Source organism: Tenacibaculum aiptasiae (genome assembly GCF_965221665.1).
Lineage (GTDB): Bacteria > Bacteroidota > Bacteroidia > Flavobacteriales > Flavobacteriaceae > Polaribacter > Polaribacter aiptasiae.
The window spans coordinates 196,633-215,197 of the sequence record NZ_CBDCSN010000002.1 but is presented as its reverse complement, the minus strand read 5'-3'; the positions used below and the strand labels follow the sequence as shown (position 1 = coordinate 215,197).

The 18,565-nt window shown below is 32.1% G+C and carries 23 protein-coding genes and 1 riboswitch; of the genes, 18 read left to right on the top strand and 5 right to left on the bottom strand.

All coding sequences use genetic code 11. The features are described from left to right. Positions 1 to 7: 7 nt before the first annotated feature. The 10 genes from ykgO (at position 8) to ACOQN8_RS01240 (ending at position 8,389) form a co-directional block, all read left to right on the top strand. A complete protein-coding gene (ykgO, locus tag ACOQN8_RS01285; RefSeq protein WP_010181906.1) occupies positions 8 to 124 on the top strand; it encodes a type B 50S ribosomal protein L36 in 117 nt (38 codons plus the stop codon). Beyond that, the gene (gene rpsM, locus ACOQN8_RS01280) at positions 124 to 489 is read left to right on the top strand and encodes a 30S ribosomal protein S13 (protein WP_272149881.1); all 366 of its coding nucleotides are present in this window, start codon (positions 124 to 126) and stop codon (positions 487 to 489) included. Before ykgO ends, rpsM begins: the two co-directional genes overlap by 1 nt. Before the next feature lie 33 nt (positions 490 to 522). Then, positions 523 to 909, top strand: a complete 387-nt coding sequence (rpsK, locus tag ACOQN8_RS01275; protein WP_150900292.1) for a 30S ribosomal protein S11 — start codon at positions 523 to 525, stop codon at positions 907 to 909. 132 nt (positions 910 to 1,041) lie between these two features. Next, the gene (rpsD, locus tag ACOQN8_RS01270) at positions 1,042 to 1,647 is read left to right on the top strand and encodes a 30S ribosomal protein S4 (protein WP_150900291.1); all 606 of its coding nucleotides are present in this window, start codon (positions 1,042 to 1,044) and stop codon (positions 1,645 to 1,647) included. Positions 1,648 to 1,747: 100 nt separating this feature from the next. After that, a complete protein-coding gene (locus tag ACOQN8_RS01265) occupies positions 1,748 to 2,740 on the top strand; it encodes a DNA-directed RNA polymerase subunit alpha (RefSeq protein WP_150900290.1) in 993 nt (330 codons plus the stop codon). Positions 2,741 to 2,801: 61 nt separating this feature from the next. Continuing rightward, positions 2,802 to 3,275: a 50S ribosomal protein L17 gene (gene rplQ, locus ACOQN8_RS01260; protein WP_150900289.1), complete on the top strand. Its 474-nt coding sequence runs from the start codon at positions 2,802 to 2,804 to the stop codon at positions 3,273 to 3,275. A 96-nt stretch (positions 3,276 to 3,371) separates the two neighbouring features. After that, a complete protein-coding gene (gene carA / locus ACOQN8_RS01255; protein WP_150900288.1) occupies positions 3,372 to 4,487 on the top strand; it encodes a glutamine-hydrolyzing carbamoyl-phosphate synthase small subunit in 1,116 nt (371 codons plus the stop codon). A 124-nt stretch (positions 4,488 to 4,611) separates the two neighbouring features. Then, positions 4,612 to 5,901 (top strand): phosphopyruvate hydratase, encoded by a 1,290-nt coding sequence (gene eno, locus ACOQN8_RS01250; protein ID WP_235273047.1) that lies wholly within the window; start codon positions 4,612 to 4,614, stop codon positions 5,899 to 5,901. 187 nt (positions 5,902 to 6,088) lie between these two features. After that, positions 6,089 to 7,375: a citrate synthase gene (locus ACOQN8_RS01245; RefSeq protein WP_150900286.1), complete on the top strand. Its 1,287-nt coding sequence runs from the start codon at positions 6,089 to 6,091 to the stop codon at positions 7,373 to 7,375. Positions 7,376 to 7,432: 57 nt separating this feature from the next. Next, complete coding sequence (locus ACOQN8_RS01240) at positions 7,433 to 8,389, top strand: arginase (protein WP_150900285.1); 957 nt, start codon at positions 7,433 to 7,435, stop codon at positions 8,387 to 8,389. 81 nt (positions 8,390 to 8,470) lie between these two features. Here the strand turns inward: ACOQN8_RS01240 and ACOQN8_RS01235 are convergent, their stop codons facing one another. Further along, positions 8,471 to 8,923: a hypothetical protein gene (locus ACOQN8_RS01235; protein ID WP_150900284.1), complete on the bottom strand. Its 453-nt coding sequence runs from the start codon at positions 8,921 to 8,923 to the stop codon at positions 8,471 to 8,473. Positions 8,924 to 8,939: 16 nt separating this feature from the next. Further along, the gene (locus tag ACOQN8_RS01230) at positions 8,940 to 9,224 is read right to left on the bottom strand and encodes a hypothetical protein (protein ID WP_150900283.1); all 285 of its coding nucleotides are present in this window, start codon (positions 9,222 to 9,224) and stop codon (positions 8,940 to 8,942) included. 212 nt (positions 9,225 to 9,436) lie between these two features. Next, positions 9,437 to 9,531: riboswitch (TPP riboswitch) on the top strand. Positions 9,532 to 9,593: 62 nt separating this feature from the next. Here ACOQN8_RS01230 and thiS point away from each other — a divergent pair. The 8 genes from thiS (at position 9,594) to moeB (ending at position 16,861) form a co-directional block, all read left to right on the top strand. Further along, complete coding sequence (gene thiS, locus ACOQN8_RS01225) at positions 9,594 to 9,797, top strand: sulfur carrier protein ThiS (RefSeq protein ID WP_150900282.1); 204 nt, start codon at positions 9,594 to 9,596, stop codon at positions 9,795 to 9,797. A 42-nt stretch (positions 9,798 to 9,839) separates the two neighbouring features. Beyond that, on the top strand, positions 9,840 to 11,696 hold the full coding sequence (gene thiC / locus ACOQN8_RS01220) for a phosphomethylpyrimidine synthase ThiC (RefSeq protein WP_420551306.1): 1,857 nt from the start codon (positions 9,840 to 9,842) through the stop codon (positions 11,694 to 11,696). Between the two features lie 71 nt (positions 11,697 to 11,767). Next, on the top strand, positions 11,768 to 12,370 hold the full coding sequence (locus tag ACOQN8_RS01215; protein ID WP_420552799.1) for a thiamine phosphate synthase: 603 nt from the start codon (positions 11,768 to 11,770) through the stop codon (positions 12,368 to 12,370). Between the two features lie 23 nt (positions 12,371 to 12,393). Continuing rightward, positions 12,394 to 13,161 carry a hydroxymethylpyrimidine/phosphomethylpyrimidine kinase gene (locus tag ACOQN8_RS01210; protein ID WP_420551305.1) on the top strand — a complete coding sequence of 256 codons (768 nt, stop codon included), beginning with the start codon at positions 12,394 to 12,396 and terminating at the stop codon, positions 13,159 to 13,161. A 1-nt stretch (position 13,162) separates the two neighbouring features. Then, complete coding sequence (gene thiE / locus ACOQN8_RS01205; RefSeq protein ID WP_150900278.1) at positions 13,163 to 13,813, top strand: thiamine phosphate synthase; 651 nt, start codon at positions 13,163 to 13,165, stop codon at positions 13,811 to 13,813. A gap of 5 nt (positions 13,814 to 13,818) precedes the next feature. After that, the gene (locus tag ACOQN8_RS01200) at positions 13,819 to 14,589 is read left to right on the top strand and encodes a thiazole synthase (RefSeq protein ID WP_299122186.1); all 771 of its coding nucleotides are present in this window, start codon (positions 13,819 to 13,821) and stop codon (positions 14,587 to 14,589) included. Between the two features lie 98 nt (positions 14,590 to 14,687). After that, positions 14,688 to 15,800 carry a 2-iminoacetate synthase ThiH gene (thiH, locus tag ACOQN8_RS01195; RefSeq protein WP_420552798.1) on the top strand — a complete coding sequence of 371 codons (1,113 nt, stop codon included), beginning with the start codon at positions 14,688 to 14,690 and terminating at the stop codon, positions 15,798 to 15,800. Positions 15,801 to 15,808: 8 nt separating this feature from the next. Continuing rightward, positions 15,809 to 16,861: a molybdopterin-synthase adenylyltransferase MoeB gene (moeB, locus tag ACOQN8_RS01190; protein WP_420551304.1), complete on the top strand. Its 1,053-nt coding sequence runs from the start codon at positions 15,809 to 15,811 to the stop codon at positions 16,859 to 16,861. Positions 16,862 to 16,931: 70 nt separating this feature from the next. Here moeB and ACOQN8_RS01185 read toward each other — a convergent pair whose 3' ends face one another. From ACOQN8_RS01185 to ACOQN8_RS01175, 3 genes are all read right to left on the bottom strand, one after another. Next, a complete protein-coding gene (locus ACOQN8_RS01185) occupies positions 16,932 to 17,510 on the bottom strand; it encodes a YceI family protein (RefSeq protein WP_150900274.1) in 579 nt (192 codons plus the stop codon). 11 nt (positions 17,511 to 17,521) lie between these two features. Beyond that, complete coding sequence (locus ACOQN8_RS01180) at positions 17,522 to 17,875, bottom strand: nuclear transport factor 2 family protein (RefSeq protein WP_150900273.1); 354 nt, start codon at positions 17,873 to 17,875, stop codon at positions 17,522 to 17,524. Positions 17,876 to 17,970: 95 nt separating this feature from the next. After that, entirely contained in the window at positions 17,971 to 18,555 is a 585-nt protein-coding gene (locus tag ACOQN8_RS01175) for a Crp/Fnr family transcriptional regulator (protein ID WP_420551303.1), read from the bottom strand. Positions 18,556 to 18,565 lie beyond the last annotated feature (10 nt).

The following is an 18,565-nucleotide window of genomic DNA, read 5'->3' as shown; positions in this document are numbered from 1 at the left end:
CACACTGATGAAAGTAAGAGCATCATTAAAGAAAAGAAGTGCCGATTGCAAAATAGTACGCAGAAAAGGCAGATTATACGTAATAAACAAAAAGAATCCTAGATTTAAACAAAGACAAGGGTAATGGCAAGAATAGCAGGTATAGATATTCCAAAGAATAAAAGAGGTGTTATCGCTTTAACTTACATCTTTGGTATAGGAAACAGCAGAGCTAAAGAAGTTTTAGCAAATGCAAAAGTAGATGAGAGTATCAAAGTTCAAGATTGGACTGATGATCAAATTGCAGCAATTCGTGAGCAAGTAGGAACTTTTACCATTGAAGGTGAGTTACGTTCTGAAGTTCAATTAAACATCAAACGTTTAATGGACATCGGATGTCAAAGAGGTATTCGTCATAGATTAGGTTTACCTTTAAGAGGACAAAGAACTAAGAATAACTCTCGTACAAGAAAAGGTAAGAGAAAAACTGTAGCTAACAAGAAAAAATAATCATTGATTGTTTTTTACTAATAGTAAAGAATTATGGCAAAGTCTAAAATAACAAAAAAACGTAAAGTTGTAATTGAATCAGTAGGTGAAGCTCACATTACTGCATCATTCAACAACATTATTATTTCTTTAACAAACAAAAAAGGTGACGTTATTTCTTGGTCATCTGCAGGAAAAATGGGCTTCAGAGGTTCTAAAAAGAATACTCCATATGCAGCTCAATTAGCAGCAGAAGATTGTGCTAACGTTGCAAAAGAAGCAGGTTTACGTAAAGTAAAAGTGTACGTTAAAGGACCAGGTAACGGTAGAGAATCTGCAATCAGATCTATCCACAATTCAGGAATCGAAGTAACAGAAATCATTGACGTTACACCAATTCCTCACAATGGATGTCGTCCACCTAAAAGAAGAAGAGTATAAGTTGATGTAAATCAACTTATACTTTGTTTTAGTGTACTTTTGTACACAACAAATTATATTTTAAACAAAAGTAGGAACAAGATTATCGAAGGAGTTAGCCTTAATTCATAATCCCTACTAAATTATTAAGAAATGGCAAGATATACAGGACCAAAGACTAAGATTGCTCGTAAATTTGGCGAGGCAATTTTCGGAGAAGACAAAAACTTCGAAAAAAGAAATTTCCCTCCAGGACAGCATGGAAATGCTAGAAGAAGAGGAAAAAAATCTGAATACGCTATCCAATTAATGGAAAAGCAAAAAGCAAAATACTCTTACGGTATTTTAGAGCGTCAATTCAGAAACTTATTCAAAAAAGCATCTGCTTCTAAAGGAATTACTGGTGAGGTTTTACTACAATTATGTGAATCTCGTTTAGATAACGTAGTATTCCGTTTAGGAATTGCTAACTCTAGAAGAGCAGGACGTCAATTAGTATCTCACCGTCACATTACTGTAAATGGTGAAATCGTAAACATCCCATCTTATAGTTTAAAAGCAGGAGATGTTGTTGCAGTAAGAGAAAAGTCTAAGTCATTAGAAGCTATTGAAAATTCATTAGCATCTAACAACAACGTTTATGAGTGGTTAAGCTGGAATGCTGATCAAAAATCTGGAACTTTTATTAAAGCACCAGAAAGATTACAAATTCCTGAGAACATTAAAGAGCAATTAATCGTAGAATTATACTCTAAATAATAAATTAATCATATTGAAGTTCAGCCAAAGGGTTTATTCGTATTTCTTCAAACTTATAAACCGCGCAACTGAATAACAATTAAAAAGAAGAACAAAAACTATGGCAATTTTAAATTTTCAAAAGCCTGACAAAGTAATAATGATTGAATCTACTGATTTTTCAGGAAGATTCGAATTCAGACCTCTTGAACCAGGTTTTGGATTAACAATTGGAAACGCTTTAAGAAGAGTATTATTATCTTCTTTAGAAGGGTTCGCAATTACATCATTACGTGTTGACGGGGTTGATCACGAGTTTTCAACTATTCAAGGTGTTGTTGAAGATGTAACAGAAATCATCTTAAACTTAAAACAAGTTCGTTTTAAGAAACAAATTGAAGAGTCTGATAGAGAAACAGTTTCTATTGCAGTATCTGGTCAAGAGCAATTAACAGCAGGAGATTTACAAAAATTTATCTCAGGTTTCCAAGTACTAAATCCAGATTTAGTATTATGTAACATGGATAAGTCTGTAAACTTCAATGCAGAAATCACTATCGAAAAAGGTAGAGGTTTTGTACCAGCTGAAGAAAACAAAAGAGCAGGAGCTCCATTAGGAACAATTTTTACAGATTCTATTTACACTCCTATTAAGAATGTAAAGTATGGTGTAGAAAACTTCCGTGTAGAACAAAAGACCGATTACGAAAAATTAGTTTTCGATATCGATACTGACGGTTCTATCAATCCAAAAGATGCATTAACAGAGGCAGCTAAAATTTTAATCCACCACTTCATGTTATTCTCTGATGAGCGTATAACATTAGAGGCAGATGAAATTGCTCAAACTGAAACATACGATGAGGAATCATTACATATGCGTCAGTTATTAAAGACGAAATTAGTTGATATGGATTTATCAGTTCGTGCTTTAAACTGCTTAAAAGCTGCAGAAGTAGATACTTTAGGAGACTTAGTATCATTTAACAAAAGTGATTTAATGAAATTTAGAAACTTTGGTAAAAAGTCGTTAACTGAATTAGATGAGTTAGTGGCAAACAAAAACTTAAGTTTCGGAATGGATTTAAGCAAATATAAATTAGATAGAGATTAACCTTTCATATTTTGCTCCCCTTAGTGGGTTGTAGCAAGATGAGAGCTAAAAACCAAATGTCATGAGACACGGAAAGAAATTTAATCATTTAGGTAGACAAACAGCGCACAGAAAAGCGATGTTAGCAAATATGGCTTGTTCATTAATCGAGCACAAGCGTATTAACACAACAGTTGCGAAAGCAAAAGCTTTACGTAAGTTTGTTGAGCCTTTAATTACTAAGTCTAAAGAAGACACAACTCACAACCGTCGTGTTGTATTTAGTTACTTACGTAATAAATATTCTGTTACAGAATTATTCAAAGAAGTTTCTGTAAAAGTAGGAGACAGACCAGGAGGATATGTTCGTATCATCAAATTAGGAAACCGTCAAGGAGATAACGCTCCTATGGCAATGGTAGAATTAGTTGATTACAACGAATTATACAATCCAAAAGGAAACAAAGCTAAGAAGAGTACTCGTCGTAGCCGTCGTGGTGGTGCGAAGAAAGTTGAAGCTGCTGTTGAAACTACAACTTCACAAGAAGAAGAATAAAAATGAAAGTTTTTATAAATTATATCAAGGGGATAAACATTTAATGTTTATCCCTTTTTTTATATATTTTTGCATACAAATTACACAACACACTAAATGAAATATCAAGCACGTAAAAAAGCATTAGTTTTATTAGCAGATGGAACTATCTTCTACGGAAAATCTATCGGAATAGAAGGAACAGCTACAGGGGAAATTTGTTTCAATACCGGAATGACAGGTTACCAAGAAATTTTTACAGATCCATCTTATTTTGGACAAATGATGGTAACTACAAATGCTCATATTGGTAACTATGGTATCAATAATGAAGAAAATGAATCTGAAAGTATCAAAATATCAGGGTTAATTTGCCGTAACTTTAGTTTTACACACTCGAGAGTAGATTCTGATAGTAACTTATACGATTGGTTTGAAAAGCATAATCTAGTTGCTATATCAGATGTAGATACTAGAGCATTGGTTTCTTACATCAGAGATAATGGAGCAATGAATGCTATTATTTCAACAGAGATTGATAATATTGATGAGTTAAAGAAGCAATTAGCTGAAACTCCAAATATGGAAGGATTAGAACTAGCTTCAAAAGTATCTACTAAAGAACCATATTTTGTTGGAGATGAGAATTCATCAATCAAAATTTCAGCTTTAGACATAGGAATTAAAAAGAATATTTTAAGAAACTTAGTAAAAAGAGGAGCTTACGTTAAAGTATATCCATACAATGCTAGTTTTGAAGAAATGAGTGATTTTAATCCTGATGGTTACTTTATTTCTAATGGACCTGGTGATCCAGAGCCATTAGTAGAAGCACAAAATACAGCAAAAGAAATAATCGAAAGAAATTTACCATTATTTGGTATTTGTTTAGGACATCAAGTTATTGCTTTAGCTAATGGGATTTCTACTTATAAAATGCATAACGGGCATAGAGGAATTAACCATCCTGTAAAGAACTTACTTACTGGAAAGGGAGAAATAACTTCTCAAAACCACGGATTTGCTATCAATAGAGAGGAAACTGAAGCGCATGCTGATGTTGAGATTACACATGTACATTTAAATGATCATACAGTAGCAGGAATTAGAATGAAGTCTAAGAATGTATTTTCAGTACAATATCACCCAGAGGCAAGTCCAGGTCCACATGATTCAGAATATTTATTCGATCAGTTTATAGAAAATATAAAAAAGGCAAAGGTAGAAGCGTAAACGTTTTCGTAATTAGTTTTACACAAATAACCAATAATCGGCCACAATTAGTAAATTAGCAAGTATAAAAATAGCATTCCCGTGAGTTTAAATTCACGGGAATCTATATTAAAAATAAACAATTATGAGTATTATAATCAACATTCACGCACGTCAAATTTTTGATTCAAGAGGTAATCCAACAGTAGAAGTAGATGTAACTACAGAAAATGGAGTTATGGGTAGAGCTGCAGTTCCATCAGGAGCTTCAACAGGAGAGCATGAAGCAGTAGAGTTGCGTGATGGAGGTGATAAATATATGGGGAAAGGTGTGTTAAAAGCTGTAGAGAATGTAAACACATTAATTGCTCAAGAATTATTAGGAGTATCAGTTTTTGAACAAAATATGATTGACCAGTTAATGATTGATTTAGATGGAACTCCAAATAAATCTAGAATTGGTGCCAATGCTATTTTAGGAGTATCGTTAGCTGTCGCTAAAGCTGCTGCAAATGAATTAGGATTGCCATTATATCGTTATGTAGGAGGTGTATCAGCAAATACATTACCTGTACCAATGATGAATATCATTAATGGAGGTTCACATTCAGATGCGCCAATAGCATTCCAAGAATTTATGGTAATGCCAGTAAAAGCTAAGAACTTTACAGAGGCAATGCAAGTTGGTTCTGAGATTTTTCACCATTTAAAGAAAGTATTACATGATCGTAATTTATCTACTGCAGTAGGAGATGAGGGAGGTTTTGCTCCAACATTAGAAGGAACTGAAGATGCAATTGAAACTATTGCTTTAGCTACTAAAAATGCAGGGTATGCATTTGGAGAAGAAGTAATGATTGCTTTAGATTGTGCAGCAGCAGAATTCTATGTAGATGGTAAATATGATTACACAAAGTTTGAAGGAGCCAAAGGAGAAGTTCGTTCAAGTAAAGAACAAGCAGATTATCTTGCATCATTAGCAGAAAAATATCCAATCATATCAATTGAAGATGGTATGGATGAAAATGATTGGGAAGGTTGGAAATATTTAACAGAAATTTGTGGAGATAAGGTACAATTAGTTGGAGATGATTTATTTGTAACTAATGTAGAGCGCTTATCTAGAGGAATTGAAAACGGTATTGCAAATTCAATTTTAATTAAAGTAAATCAAATAGGTACTTTAACCGAAACAATTGCAGCAGTAAATATGGCGCATAACGCAGGATTTACTTCTGTAATGAGTCACCGTTCTGGAGAAACAGAAGATAATACTATTGCAGATTTAGCAGTAGCATTAAACACAGGGCAAATTAAAACAGGTTCAGCTTCTCGTTCAGATCGTATGGCAAAGTATAACCAATTATTACGTATTGAAGAAGAGCTTGGAGATGTTGCTTTCTTTCCACAAGAAAAAGCATTTAAAGTAAAATAAAAGTATAGTAAATACAATAACTAAAACCTTGTTAGATTAGCTAACAAGGTTTTGTGTTTTTAACAAATTATGTTATAAGTAGTTCCTATTTTTTCATATTAAAAATCTATGAATACCTATTTTTAAAATCTTACAAAAATTGGTATCTTCGCAACTCACTTCAATAATAAAAATTTTAAGAAATAAAATGTCAGATATAGCAAAATTACAAATTGGCGAAAATACGTATGAGTTCCCATTAGTTAAAGGAACGGAAAATGAAACTGCAATTGATATTAAAACACTAAGAGGAGCTACTGGAGGAGTTATTACCATAGATCCAGGATATAAAAATACAGGTTCTTGCCAAAGTGCTATTACATTTTTAAATGGAGAAGAAGGAATTTTACGTTATAGAGGTTATGCTATCGAAGATTTAGCTGAAAAAGCTGATTTCTTAGAAGTAGCATATTTATTAATTTTTGGAGAGTTACCAAACAAAGAACAACTAGATAAGTTTCATAACGATATTCGTTCAAAAGCAATTGTTGACGAAGACGTAAAGAAAATTATTGAGGCTTTTCCTAAGAATGCACATCCAATGGGAGTGTTATCATCTCTAACAAGTGCTTTAGTAGCATTTAATCCATCTTCTGTGAATGTTGATTCAGAAGAAGAGATGTATAATGCTATTGTAAAAATATTAGCAAAATTCCCAGTATTAGTTGCTTGGGCAATGCGTAAAAAACAAGGATTACCATTAAATTATGGATCTACTAAATTAGGATATGTAGAAAACGTTATGAAAATGATGTTTGAGCAACCTAATGAAGAGTATGAAATCAATCCAATAATTAAAGATGCTTTAGATAAGTTATTAATTTTACATGCAGATCACGAGCAAAACTGTTCTACTTCTACAGTAAGAATCGTAGGGTCATCTCACGCAGGATTATTCGCATCATTATCAGCAGGAATTTCAGCTTTATGGGGACCTTTACATGGAGGTGCTAACCAAGCTGTATTAGAAATGTTAGAAGCGATTAGACAAGATGGAGGAGATACTAAGAAATACATGGCGAAAGCTAAAGATAAAAACGATCCTTTCCGTTTAATGGGATTCGGACATAGAGTTTATAAAAACTTTGATCCAAGAGCAAAAATTATTAAAGTAGCTGCTGATGAAGTATTAGCAGATTTAGGAATTGAAGATCCAATTTTAGATATCGCTAAATCATTAGAGCAAGAAGCTTTAAATGACGAATACTTCGTAAAACGTAAGTTATATCCAAATGTAGATTTCTATTCAGGTATTATATACAGAGCAATGGGAATTCCAGTGGAAATGTTTACAGTAATGTTTGCTTTAGGACGTTTACCAGGATGGATTGCTCAATGGAGAGAAATGCGTTTAGGTAAAGAACCAATTGGTAGACCACGTCAGGTTTATACAGGAGAAAACCACAGAGAATTTGTAAAACTTAGCAGAAGATAAAAAATCGTAAAAGATGTCATTTAAAATTTAGATGACATTTTTTATTAAATATAATTGATGATGAAAGAAATTAAAATTATCAAAAATAGATCAGATATTGGAGCTGGAACACGTGGGTCTGATATGGGAATTGATGCTGTTGAAATAGCAGCTATTAATAGAGATAGTAATTATTTTGATTCTTATGAATTTGAAGATGTAATTACAGAAAATGAATCAGTTTACAATAAAGAAAATAACTCATTTGCTAAGAGAATAAGCAGTGTATTTAATCAATGTAAAAGATTAAGTAATCATGTAAAAGTAAATTTACAAGAAGGAAAATTCCCAATTGTAATTTCAGGAGATCATTCATCTGCTTTAGGAACTATTAGTGGAGTAAAAGCAGCAAATTCAACTAAAAGAGTAGGAGTAGTTTGGATTGATGCACATGGAGATTTACATTCACCGTATACATCACCTTCAGGAAATATTCATGGAATGCCATTGTCAGCAGCTATTTCTGATGATAATTTAGATTGTCAAATAAATGATGTAGACAGAGAAACTACTGAATTATGGGATAGAATGAAAAATATTGGTACGCCTGGACAAAAAGTTTTACCAGAGGATATCGTATTTTTTGGAGTTCGTGATACAGAAGAACCTGAGGATAAGCAAATGGATAAGTATGGAATCAAAAACTATATGGTTGCCGAGGTTCGATACAGAGGATTAGAAGTTTGTGTAAAAGAAGCTTTAGAAAAATTATCAGATTGTGATGTAATTTATGTTTCTTTTGATGTTGATGCTATGGATTGTGATATGATTTCTTATGGAACAGGAACCCCAGTGCCAAAAGGATTCGATCAACATGAGGTGATAGCAATTATAAATCAATTACTAGAAAGTAAAAAAGTAGCTTGTTTAGAGTTTGTTGAAATAAATCCTTTGCTTGATTTTAAAGGAAATAAGATGGCAGAAACAGCTTTTGAAGTACTTGAAGAAGTAACAAAAACGATAGAAAAGTTATAATTTAATTACTTACACACAAATCATAAATAAAACGAGCCTTATTATAAGGCTCGTTTTTTGTATAAAAATCAAAATTAATTATTATTCATTAACGTAATGAATATTGGTAGCTTTTATTTGGAAATCGCTAAAAAAACCTTCAATGCTTAGTATACCTTCATGAAAGCCTGGTTCTAAAGAAATGTTAACCTTGGCTCTAATTAATTTCGGAGGATTTGGACGAACAGTTATACTACCTTTTGCTTCTGAATTAATAGAAGTATATCCAGTACTTCCATTAAACTTGTCAACACTATCAAAATGAAGATTCGTACTAGAACCTAATCCCCATAGTGTATTAATTTTAATAGTACCTATGGCAATGTTTTCACCTGAAGCATGATCGCTAGAAAGAGTTAGTTCCATTGTACCGAACGGACCATTTATAGAATATGGATTTTGAAAAGCATATTCAGCAATGATGCCAATGTCTCCATTCGATAATTTTTCTAATTCAGTATTTGAATTAATAGCTTTTTGAATTGTTGTAGACATGATATAATTTTAAAAATTATAAACGAATAATTCCAACAACGTGAGGTTTCCCTTCTAAAGGTTGATAAATTTCTACGATAGCTTGCCATACTGCCATTGAAGGAGGCACAGAAGCTTCACATTTAAAACGATAGTTTATTCCAGCAACTACTTGCTTAGAAACTTCTTCTGGAGTGTAATTAACCCCTACTAATCCAGCCATAGCTTCATCAAATACTTTACGATCTTCAGGAGTTAAAGCTGTGTATGGAGACCATCCTCCAACTACTGTTTGGTTTTCTGTTAAAGTTTCAGTTTTCATAATTATATAAAGTTTGTAATTAGGTTACCAAAACTAATTCTAACAAGCTTTGTAGAAGTGGGGTTTTTACCCTTTATACATTGATATTTTCCCTTATTTATTTTAGTCAATTTCTTTTATGTAAATAAAAAATATATGAGTATTTTATAAATATATCATGCTAGTTTTTAATATGATTAACTCAATAAAAAATAATTACTTACATTTGTCAGCGTAAGCTTTAGGAGTAGCTAGGTAACTAGTTTGAGAAATATCCTTAGAACCTGATATGGTTAACACCAGCGTAGGAAAAAGTTAGTATCTTAAAATTTAGTGCATGACGTAAGTCAGTACTGAGTATTCTTCTATAGTTTACTTTAAATATTGAATATGATTTTAATTAAAGTAAACGAAAATAAACACCAGTTTTCAAATAATTTAACAGTAAAAGAACTAATAGAGAATCTTAAGGTTCAAACTAATGGTATTGCTTTGGCTGTAAATAATAATGTCATAAAAAAAGAAAATTGGACTTCAGAAACACTCCAAAATAACGACGAGGTTTTAATTATAAAATCAACTCAAGGAGGATAAAAAATATATAACAACAACTAATTTGATTCATTAAACAGTAGTATGAAGAAAAAAGATACAGCTCCAAGCAAAGGAGTAACAAGACAGCCGTTTCCAAATTCAAAGAAAATTTATGTAGAAGGTAAAATCCATCCACAAATGAAAGTAGCGATGCGAGAAATTGAGTTAAGCGATACCGTAGACTCAATGACTAAAAAAAGAACACCTAATGAACCAGTAACAGTTTATGATACTTCTGGACCTTATACAGATCCTAATTGTGAAATAAATATTCATAATGGATTAGAGCGTATTCGTGAGCAGTGGATTTTAGACAGAGGAGATGTTGAGGAATTAGATGAGTTTTCTTCTGAATATTGCAATGAACGTTTGAATAATGAAAAATTAGATCACTTACGATTTAATTTAAAAAACAAACCTAAGAGAGCAAAGAAAGGGCAAAATGTAACGCAATTACATTATGCAAAAAAAGGAATAATTACCCCAGAAATGGAATACATCGCTATTCGAGAAAATCAACGAATAGATGAAATGACTAGGTTAACTAAACAACATCCAGGTCAAGATTTTGGAGCTAGTATTCCTTCAAAAATTACTGCTGAGTTTGTAAGAGAAGAAGTAGCAAGAGGAAGAGCAGTAATTCCATCAAACATAAATCACCCAGAAGCAGAGCCTATGATTATAGGACGTAATTTCTTGGTGAAAATAAATGCCAATATTGGAAATTCAGCAACAACGTCTTCTATAGAAGAAGAAGTAGAAAAAGCCGTTTGGGCTTGTCGTTGGGGAGCAGACAATATCATGGACTTATCTACAGGTAAGAATATTCATGAAACACGTGAATGGATTATTAGAAATTCACCTGTACCAGTTGGAACTGTACCAATTTACCAAGCACTAGAAAAAGTAAATGGAGTTGCAGAAGATTTAACTTGGGAAATATTTAAAGATACTTTAATAGAACAAGCTGAGCAAGGAGTTGATTACTTTACAATTCATGCAGGAGTGCGTTTACGTTATGTACCAATGACTGCAAAACGTGTTACAGGAATTGTATCAAGAGGGGGATCAATAATGGCAAAATGGTGTTTAGCACATCATAAAGAGAGCTTTTTATATACTCATTTCGAAGAAATTTGTGAGATAATGAAAGCTTATGATGTAGCTTTTTCATTAGGAGATGGATTACGTCCAGGTTCAATTGCAGATGCGAATGATGAAGCTCAGTTTGCAGAGTTAGAAACTTTAGGAGAGTTAACACAAATAGCTAGAAAACACGAAGTACAGTGTTTTATAGAAGGACCAGGTCACGTTCCAATGCACATGATTAAAGCAAATATGGATAAGCAACTAGAAGCATGTGACGAAGCACCATTTTATACATTAGGACCTTTAACAACCGATATTGCTCCAGGTTATGACCACATAACATCAGGTATTGGAGCTGCAATGATTGGTTGGTTTGGATGTGCAATGTTGTGTTATGTAACACCAAAAGAACATTTAGGATTACCAAATAAAGATGATGTGCGTACAGGGGTAGTAACCTATAAACTAGCAGCACATGCGGCAGATTTAGCAAAAGGGCATCCAGGAGCACAGCATAGAGATGATGCATTAAGTAAAGCTCGATTTGAATTCCGATGGGAAGATCAATTTAATTTAGGATTAGATCCAGAGTTAGCTAGAGAATACCATGATGAAACACTACCAGCAGAAGGAGCTAAAATTGCACATTTCTGTTCTATGTGTGGACCTAAGTTTTGTTCTATGAAAATATCGCAAGAAGTACGTGATTTTGCAGCTGTAAACAAAGTAGAGGGAGATGAAGTGTTTGAGAAAGGTATGCAAGAAAAATCAAAAGAGTTTATTGATAAAGGATCGGAAGTATACTTATAATCTTTGTTGAATACGAATGTACAGTTAGCAGTTAATTGTACATTCGTAATTCATAATAAATAAACCATATGATGATTGTTTTAATAGCACCGGAAATAGATATAGATAAAGAAATAGAAATCTTACATCAATTATTTGAAGAAGGATTAATGTATTATCATTTTAGAAAACCATCTAAAACATATGAAGAACATGTTAGCTATTTAAATCAAATTGATAAGAAATATCATGATAGAATTGTAACACATTATTTTCACGAGTTAATTAACGAGTTTGACCTAAAAGGAATTCATTTTCAGGAACAAAAAAGAATAGACGCTTTAGAAAATGGAAAAGAATATTTTATAGGATTAAACATGATAGGGAAAACAATGAGTAGTTCGTTTCATGAGCCAGAAGAATTAGCAGCTTGCGAAATTGAATTTGATTATCATTTATTAAGTCCAGTATTTTCATCAATATCTAAGAAAGGGTATGAAGGAAGAGGTTTTGATGTAAATCATATAGATAAAACTATTATAGGTATGGGAGGAATAAATGCAAGTACAATTGGTAAAACCCTCGTTTTAGGATTTCAAGGAATAGGACTTTTAGGTGGAGTATGGAATGCTGAAAATCCATTAGAGAGTTTTAAGGAAATTAAACGTAGTTACGAAGAGAGTACAAAGCAATAGATTACTCCAGTTAAAGTTTTAAAATGTCAATTAAAAAAGATACAAAAAGCTATATACTTACCATAGCAGGTTTGGATCCATCAAGTGGAGCAGGAATAACATCAGATATTAAAACATTTGAAGCTCATGGTTTGTATGGACTGTCTGTATGTACTGCAGTAACGGCTCAAAATGATATTGATTTTAAAGCTTGCAATTGGATTGAAAAGGAAATGATTTTAGAGCAAATAACATTGCTTTTTGATCGGTTTACTATTCCTGTTGCAAAAATTGGAATTGTTCAATCGTGGGAAACATTACTGGAAATATTACAAACATTGAAGGGATTAAATCCATCAATAAAAATAATTCTAGATCCTATATTAAAAGCAAGTGCAGGTTTTAAATTTCATACAGAGGAAAACTTAGAAATACTTGAAAACGTATTGAAAGAATGTGAATTTATTACTCCAAATTATGAAGAGATAAAAGCATTATTTCCAGAAAAGACAATAGAGGAAACAATTGACTTTATTTCAGAAAAAACAAATGTTTATTTAAAAGGAGGGCATAGAACAGAAAAAAAAGGATGGGATGAAGTGTATTACAGTAAAATTGTAAAAATGAATATTCCTCCAAACACAGCAGCTGTTTTTCAAAAGCATGGTAGTGGTTGTGTATTATCAGCAGCCTTAGCAGCTAATATAGCAAATGAAAAACCATTGGAAGATGCTTGTAAAGAAGCAAAATGGTATACAGAGCAATTTTTAAATTCAAATGAAACTTTACTAGGAGTTCATAATTATAACTAAGATGGTAAGTAAATTACATTACATAACACAAGGAAGCACTCCAGAAGAGCATTTAGAAAATATTCAGAGAGCATGTTCTTCGGGAGCAGAGTGGGTTCAACTCCGATTAAAAAAATTAGATCCTAAAACAATTTTAGAAACAGCTAAGAAAGCTAGAGAAATAACAGCGCATTTTCAAACAAGGCTAATTATAAACGATTATTATAAAGTAGCAAAAGAAGTAAATGCAGATGGAGTTCATTTAGGAAAGAAAGATACTTGCCCTTTAAAAGCACGTAATTACTTAGGGAAATTCTATACAATTGGAGGAACTGCCAATACTTTAGATGATTGTAAAAAACTTTTAGAAAAGAAAGTAGATTATATAGGGCTAGGACCTTTTAGATTTACAGAAACTAAAAAGAATTTAAGTCCAGTTTTAGGAACTGTAGGATATCAAGTATTGTTAGAAGAACTAAAAACAGAAACTCCAATTATTGCTATAGGGGGAATTACTATAGAAGATGTTCCAGAGATTATAAATACAGGAGTATATGGTATTGCAGTATCTGGAGAAATAACTAAAGACTTCAACAAAATAGGAGCATTTCATAAAATATTAAAAGCACCAAGCACTAATGAACAGGTGTATAAATTGGGTGATAATAAATAGAAGCTATGAGCACAGAATTAAAAATAGCAGATAAAACTTTCAATTCACGATTATTTACAGGAACAGGAAAGTTTAGTACGTCACAATTAATGAGAGATGCTTTATTAGCATCGGAAAGTGAATTAATAACGGTAGCGTTAAAAAGAGTAGATGTACAAAATGAAGATGACGATATCTTAACACATTTAAATCATTCAAGAATAAATTTATTGCCTAATACTTCAGGAGTAAGAACAGCCAAAGAAGCCGTTTTTGCAGCACAATTGTCAAGAGAAGCATTGGAAACAAATTGGGTGAAATTAGAAATACATCCAGATCCAAGGTATTTATTACCAGATCCAATAGAAACTTTAAAAGCCGCAGAAGAGTTAGTAAAACAAGGTTTTGTAATTATGCCTTATATACACGCAGACCCTGTTTTGTGTAAACGATTAGAAGAAGTAGGAGCACAATGTGTAATGCCATTGGGAGCACCAATAGGGAGTAACAAAGGTTTAAAAACCTTAGAGTTCTTAGAAATAATTATAGAACAATCTAATGTGCCAGTAATAGTGGATGCAGGAATAGGAGCACCATCGCACGCAGCACATGCAATGGAAATAGGTGCAGACGCAGTATTAGTAAACACAGCTATAGCCGTTTCAGAAAATCCAGTAGCCATGGCAAAAGCATTTAAGATGGCAGTAGAAGCAGGAAGAATGGCCTACGAGGCTAAATTAGCACCTGTAAGGAAACAAGCAGAAGCAAGTAGTCCATTGACAAGTTTTTTAAATTAAGACAGTTTAAAAAGGAGTTAAACAGTAATTTTTTAAAATTATTGAATTACAACATATTTCATTAGAATTTAAGATGAAATAACAAAAAGTGAATTGTGATAGAACAAACTTTTGAAAACATATTCAACCAATATAATTGGGATACTACCCTCCAAAGCATTTTTGAGAAAACAGCAGGAGAGGTGGAACAAGCTTTGGCAAAGGAAAAACTAGATTTGGAAGATTTCAAGGCATTAATTTCGCCAGCAGCAAGACCTTATTTGGAGCAAATGGCACAAAGAAGCCGTATGCTTACCAAAAAGCGCTTTGGAAATACTATACAAATGTATGCTCCCATGTATTTAAGCAATGAGTGTCAAAATATATGTACCTATTGTGGCTTTAGCTTAACAAACAAAATTCCGCGCCGTACCTTAACAGATGCTGAGATATTAAAAGAAGTAGCTTTTTTAAAAGAAAAAGGATACGATCATATATTGTTGGTAACAGGTGAAGCCAATAGAACAGTTGGTGTTGAATACATAAAGAACGCTATAGAGTTAATACGTTCGCAGTTTTCAAACATTACTATAGAAGTACAGCCTTTAGATCAAGAAGAATATGAGTTACTTATAGAGAGTGGTTTATACGCAGTTTTGGTATATCAAGAAACATATCATAGAAACGAATATAAAAAACATCATCCAAAAGGGAGAAAATCAAACTTCGAATATCGATTAGACACTCCAGATCGTTTAGGAAAAGCAGGAATACATAAAATAGGATTGGGAGTTTTGTTTGGCTTAGAAGATTGGAGAGCGGATAGTTTTTTTACTGCCTTACATCTTAAATATTTGCAGAAAACCTATTGGAAAACTAAATACTCAATATCGTTTCCGCGTTTACGTCCTCATTCAGGAGGATTAGAACCAAAGGTAGAAATGACCGATGCAGATTTGGTACAGTTAATATGTGCTTTTAGGCTACTAGATGAAGATTTAGAACTCTCAATGTCTACTAGAGAAAGTGAAGTATTTAGAAATAATATTGTTAATTTAGGAGCTACCTCTATGAGTGCAGAATCTAAAACCAATCCAGGAGGTTATAGTGTTGAACCACAGTCATTAGAACAGTTTGAAATATCAGACGAAAGAAGCACAGAAGAAATAGTTACCATGCTAAAAGAACAAGGATTAGAAGTAGTTTGGAAGGATTGGGAAGTTTTTAGTTAAAAGAAAATATGTTTACCAAAGAAGAACAAAAACAATACAATCGTCATCTAATTTTAGATAAAATAGGTGTAGAGGGACAACTAAAATTAAAACAAGCCAAAGTTTTAGTAATAGGAGCTGGAGGTTTAGGATGTCCAGTACTACAGTATTTAACAGCAGCAGGAGTTGGAACTATTGGGATAATTGACGATGATGTGGTAGATCAAAGTAATTTACAACGTCAAATATTGTATACTATAGACGATATTGGTTTTTCAAAAGCTGAAAGTGCTGCAAAACGATTGTCAAAACTAAATCCATTTATCCAGTTTAATGTTTATAAAGAAAAGTTAACCAGAGATAATGCAATTTCAATGTTTAATGCATATGATGTAATTGTTGATGGAAGTGATAATTTTTCAACAAGATATTTAACCAATGATGCAGCAGTACTAACGAATAAACCTTTGGTATACGGAGCAATCTTTAAGTTTGAGGGGCAAGTAAGTGTATTTAATTATAACGGGAGTGCTACCTATAGGTGTTTATATCCTACACCACCAAAACCAGAAGAATCACCTAATTGTTCACAAATAGGAGTACTAGGGGTATTACCAGGAATTATAGGTGGATTTCAAGCAAATGAAGCAATAAAAATTATTTGCGGAATTGGAGAAGTATTAGCCAATAAACTTTTAATGTATAATACTTTAAATATGCGTCAGATGACTTTGAATTTAGAAAAAACATCAAAGTCAAAAGTAACGGCACTAGAAGATGATTATGATTTTTTCTGTGGAATGAAAACAATTGCTAACGAAATAACATTAGCAGAGTTAGAAGAGAATACTGAAAAGTATCATCTTTTAGATGTTAGAGAAGATTGGGAGCGTAAGCAACATCATATTGGAGGACAGCATATTCCACTAGGAGAGTTACAACAACGATTTGAAGAAATAGATATGACAAAAAATGTAGTTGTGTATTGTAAGTCGGGAATAAGAAGTAAAAAAGCAATCATATTTTTAGAAGAGCAAATAGAAGAAATCAAGTTTATCAATTTAAAGAATGGACTTGGATAAAAGTAAAAGATAAATTCCCCTAAGTATAAGCTTAGGGGAATTTTTATATCTTAACTATTAATTTTCTCTATTAAAATTCTAAATCAACAACTAAGTCAAACTCATCATAAATAGCTTTGTCTTTTAATCCGTCAAAGAAACTAGTTGAACCATATTTTACATTGTATTTAGATCTATCTATTTTTAAAGAAGCATTCGCTTTATTTCCATAAACTGAAAGTATAAAATCTACTTTTTTAGTAATGCCTTTAATAGTTAAATCACCAGTAACTTTATATGAATTCTTTCCTGTAGATTTTACTTTTTTGAAAACTAAAGTTGCAGTTGGGTTTTTCTTAACTCCAAAGAAATCATCAGATTTTAAATGCCCTTCTAACTTATTTTTATATTCACCATTTAAATCAGTACAGGCAATGCTTGTCATATCTATAGTGAATTCACCACTAGTTAATTTATTGTTGTTAAAGCTTAAAGAACCCGTTTTTAAAGCAATAGTTCCTTCATGTGAACCAGTAACTTTGTATCCTTTCCAAACAATTTTACTGTTTTTAATTTTAATATCTTTCTTAGTGTCTTTTAAAGTAGTAAAAGAAAATGTAAGAAAAGCTAATAATGCTATGGCCCCGATATTTTTAATTGTATTTTTCATTTTTATTGTTTTTAAGCGTTGTAATAAAATTTTTCTTTAATTATTTTTCCATCTTTCCAGTCTTGAACGGCAACTTGTGTAAAGTTTTTAATCCCCCAATCTTTATGAGTATAATCAAAATGCCATTCGACCATAGTTGTATTTTCTCCAATAGTAACTTTTAACGGTTGTGCAGCTCTAAATTCTGTAATAGCAGCAAAAAACTCTTCTTCACGTTGTCTGTTAGCAGATTTACCTTCAACAATTGGATCGTTATTTTCTTGCATTACAACATCATCATGATAAAATTGATCAAAAGCTTCCAAGGCTTTACCTTGAAGAATCATATCATTAACAGTGCTGATTTTCTCTAATAAAGTATTCATCTTTTTTTGTTTAAATATTATGATACAAATATCTAAAGCATAAAAAAGACTAAAAATGAAGTAGATTATGAAATGATGTTAAACTAGATTAACTTTTATTGGTTTTGAATAATTTGACTTTTAATTTTACTTAAAAATTCTTTAGTAATACCTAAGTAAGAAGCAATCATATATTGAGGAACTCGTTGTTCTATTTTAGGGTATGTTTCTTTAAAAATTAAATAACGTTCTTTAGCAGAAAGACTAAAGTTTCTGATAATTCTTTTTTGAGAAGCAACGAAAGCACGTTCTACTATTTTTCTAAATACGCGCTCTAATTTTGGAATTTCAGCATATAAATATTCAAGGTTTTCAAAAGTAAATTGGATAAGCTGAGTAGTTTCAATACATTGAACATTAAAATCAGAAGGAGTTTGAGTTATAAAACTTCCTAAATCAGAAGCCCACCAATCTTCAATAGAAAACATTACAACATGTTCTTGCCCCTCTTGGTTGGTATAAAAGGTTTTGGTACATCCAGAAATTATAAAATTAACCGTTTTACATACATCTCCTTGCTGAGCTATATATTGATCTTTTAAATAGTTTCTGAACGTAATTTTAGCGTTAAGAATATCTTCTTCCTCTGCTGTTAAGGAAGTATGTTTATTAATATAATCTAATAAAGGTTTTGTATTCATTTGCTTGTTA

Excerpts from the sequence above, each read along its gene's own strand:
- ykgO (WP_010181906.1), top strand. The coding sequence starts at position 8 with ATGAAAGTAAGAGCATCATTAAAGAAAAGAAGTGCCGATTGCAAAATA.
- rpsM (WP_272149881.1), top strand. The coding sequence starts at position 124 with ATGGCAAGAATAGCAGGTATAGATATTCCAAAGAATAAAAGAGGTGTT.
- rpsK (WP_150900292.1), top strand. The coding sequence starts at position 523 with ATGGCAAAGTCTAAAATAACAAAAAAACGTAAAGTTGTAATTGAATCA.
- rpsD (WP_150900291.1), top strand. The coding sequence starts at position 1,042 with ATGGCAAGATATACAGGACCAAAGACTAAGATTGCTCGTAAATTTGGC.
- ACOQN8_RS01265 (WP_150900290.1), top strand. The coding sequence starts at position 1,748 with ATGGCAATTTTAAATTTTCAAAAGCCTGACAAAGTAATAATGATTGAA.
- rplQ (WP_150900289.1), top strand. The coding sequence starts at position 2,802 with ATGAGACACGGAAAGAAATTTAATCATTTAGGTAGACAAACAGCGCAC.
- carA (WP_150900288.1), top strand. The coding sequence starts at position 3,372 with ATGAAATATCAAGCACGTAAAAAAGCATTAGTTTTATTAGCAGATGGA.
- eno (WP_235273047.1), top strand. The coding sequence starts at position 4,612 with ATGAGTATTATAATCAACATTCACGCACGTCAAATTTTTGATTCAAGA.
- ACOQN8_RS01245 (WP_150900286.1), top strand. The coding sequence starts at position 6,089 with ATGTCAGATATAGCAAAATTACAAATTGGCGAAAATACGTATGAGTTC.
- ACOQN8_RS01240 (WP_150900285.1), top strand. The coding sequence starts at position 7,433 with ATGATGAAAGAAATTAAAATTATCAAAAATAGATCAGATATTGGAGCT.
- ACOQN8_RS01235 (WP_150900284.1), bottom strand. The coding sequence starts at position 8,923 with ATGTCTACAACAATTCAAAAAGCTATTAATTCAAATACTGAATTAGAA.
- ACOQN8_RS01230 (WP_150900283.1), bottom strand. The coding sequence starts at position 9,224 with ATGAAAACTGAAACTTTAACAGAAAACCAAACAGTAGTTGGAGGATGG.
- thiS (WP_150900282.1), top strand. The coding sequence starts at position 9,594 with ATGATTTTAATTAAAGTAAACGAAAATAAACACCAGTTTTCAAATAAT.
- thiC (WP_420551306.1), top strand. The coding sequence starts at position 9,840 with ATGAAGAAAAAAGATACAGCTCCAAGCAAAGGAGTAACAAGACAGCCG.
- ACOQN8_RS01215 (WP_420552799.1), top strand. The coding sequence starts at position 11,768 with ATGATTGTTTTAATAGCACCGGAAATAGATATAGATAAAGAAATAGAA.
- ACOQN8_RS01210 (WP_420551305.1), top strand. The coding sequence starts at position 12,394 with ATGTCAATTAAAAAAGATACAAAAAGCTATATACTTACCATAGCAGGT.
- thiE (WP_150900278.1), top strand. The coding sequence starts at position 13,163 with ATGGTAAGTAAATTACATTACATAACACAAGGAAGCACTCCAGAAGAG.
- ACOQN8_RS01200 (WP_299122186.1), top strand. The coding sequence starts at position 13,819 with ATGAGCACAGAATTAAAAATAGCAGATAAAACTTTCAATTCACGATTA.
- moeB (WP_420551304.1), top strand. The coding sequence starts at position 15,809 with ATGTTTACCAAAGAAGAACAAAAACAATACAATCGTCATCTAATTTTA.
- ACOQN8_RS01185 (WP_150900274.1), bottom strand. The coding sequence starts at position 17,510 with ATGAAAAATACAATTAAAAATATCGGGGCCATAGCATTATTAGCTTTT.
- ACOQN8_RS01180 (WP_150900273.1), bottom strand. The coding sequence starts at position 17,875 with ATGAATACTTTATTAGAGAAAATCAGCACTGTTAATGATATGATTCTT.
- ACOQN8_RS01175 (WP_420551303.1), bottom strand. The coding sequence starts at position 18,555 with ATGAATACAAAACCTTTATTAGATTATATTAATAAACATACTTCCTTA.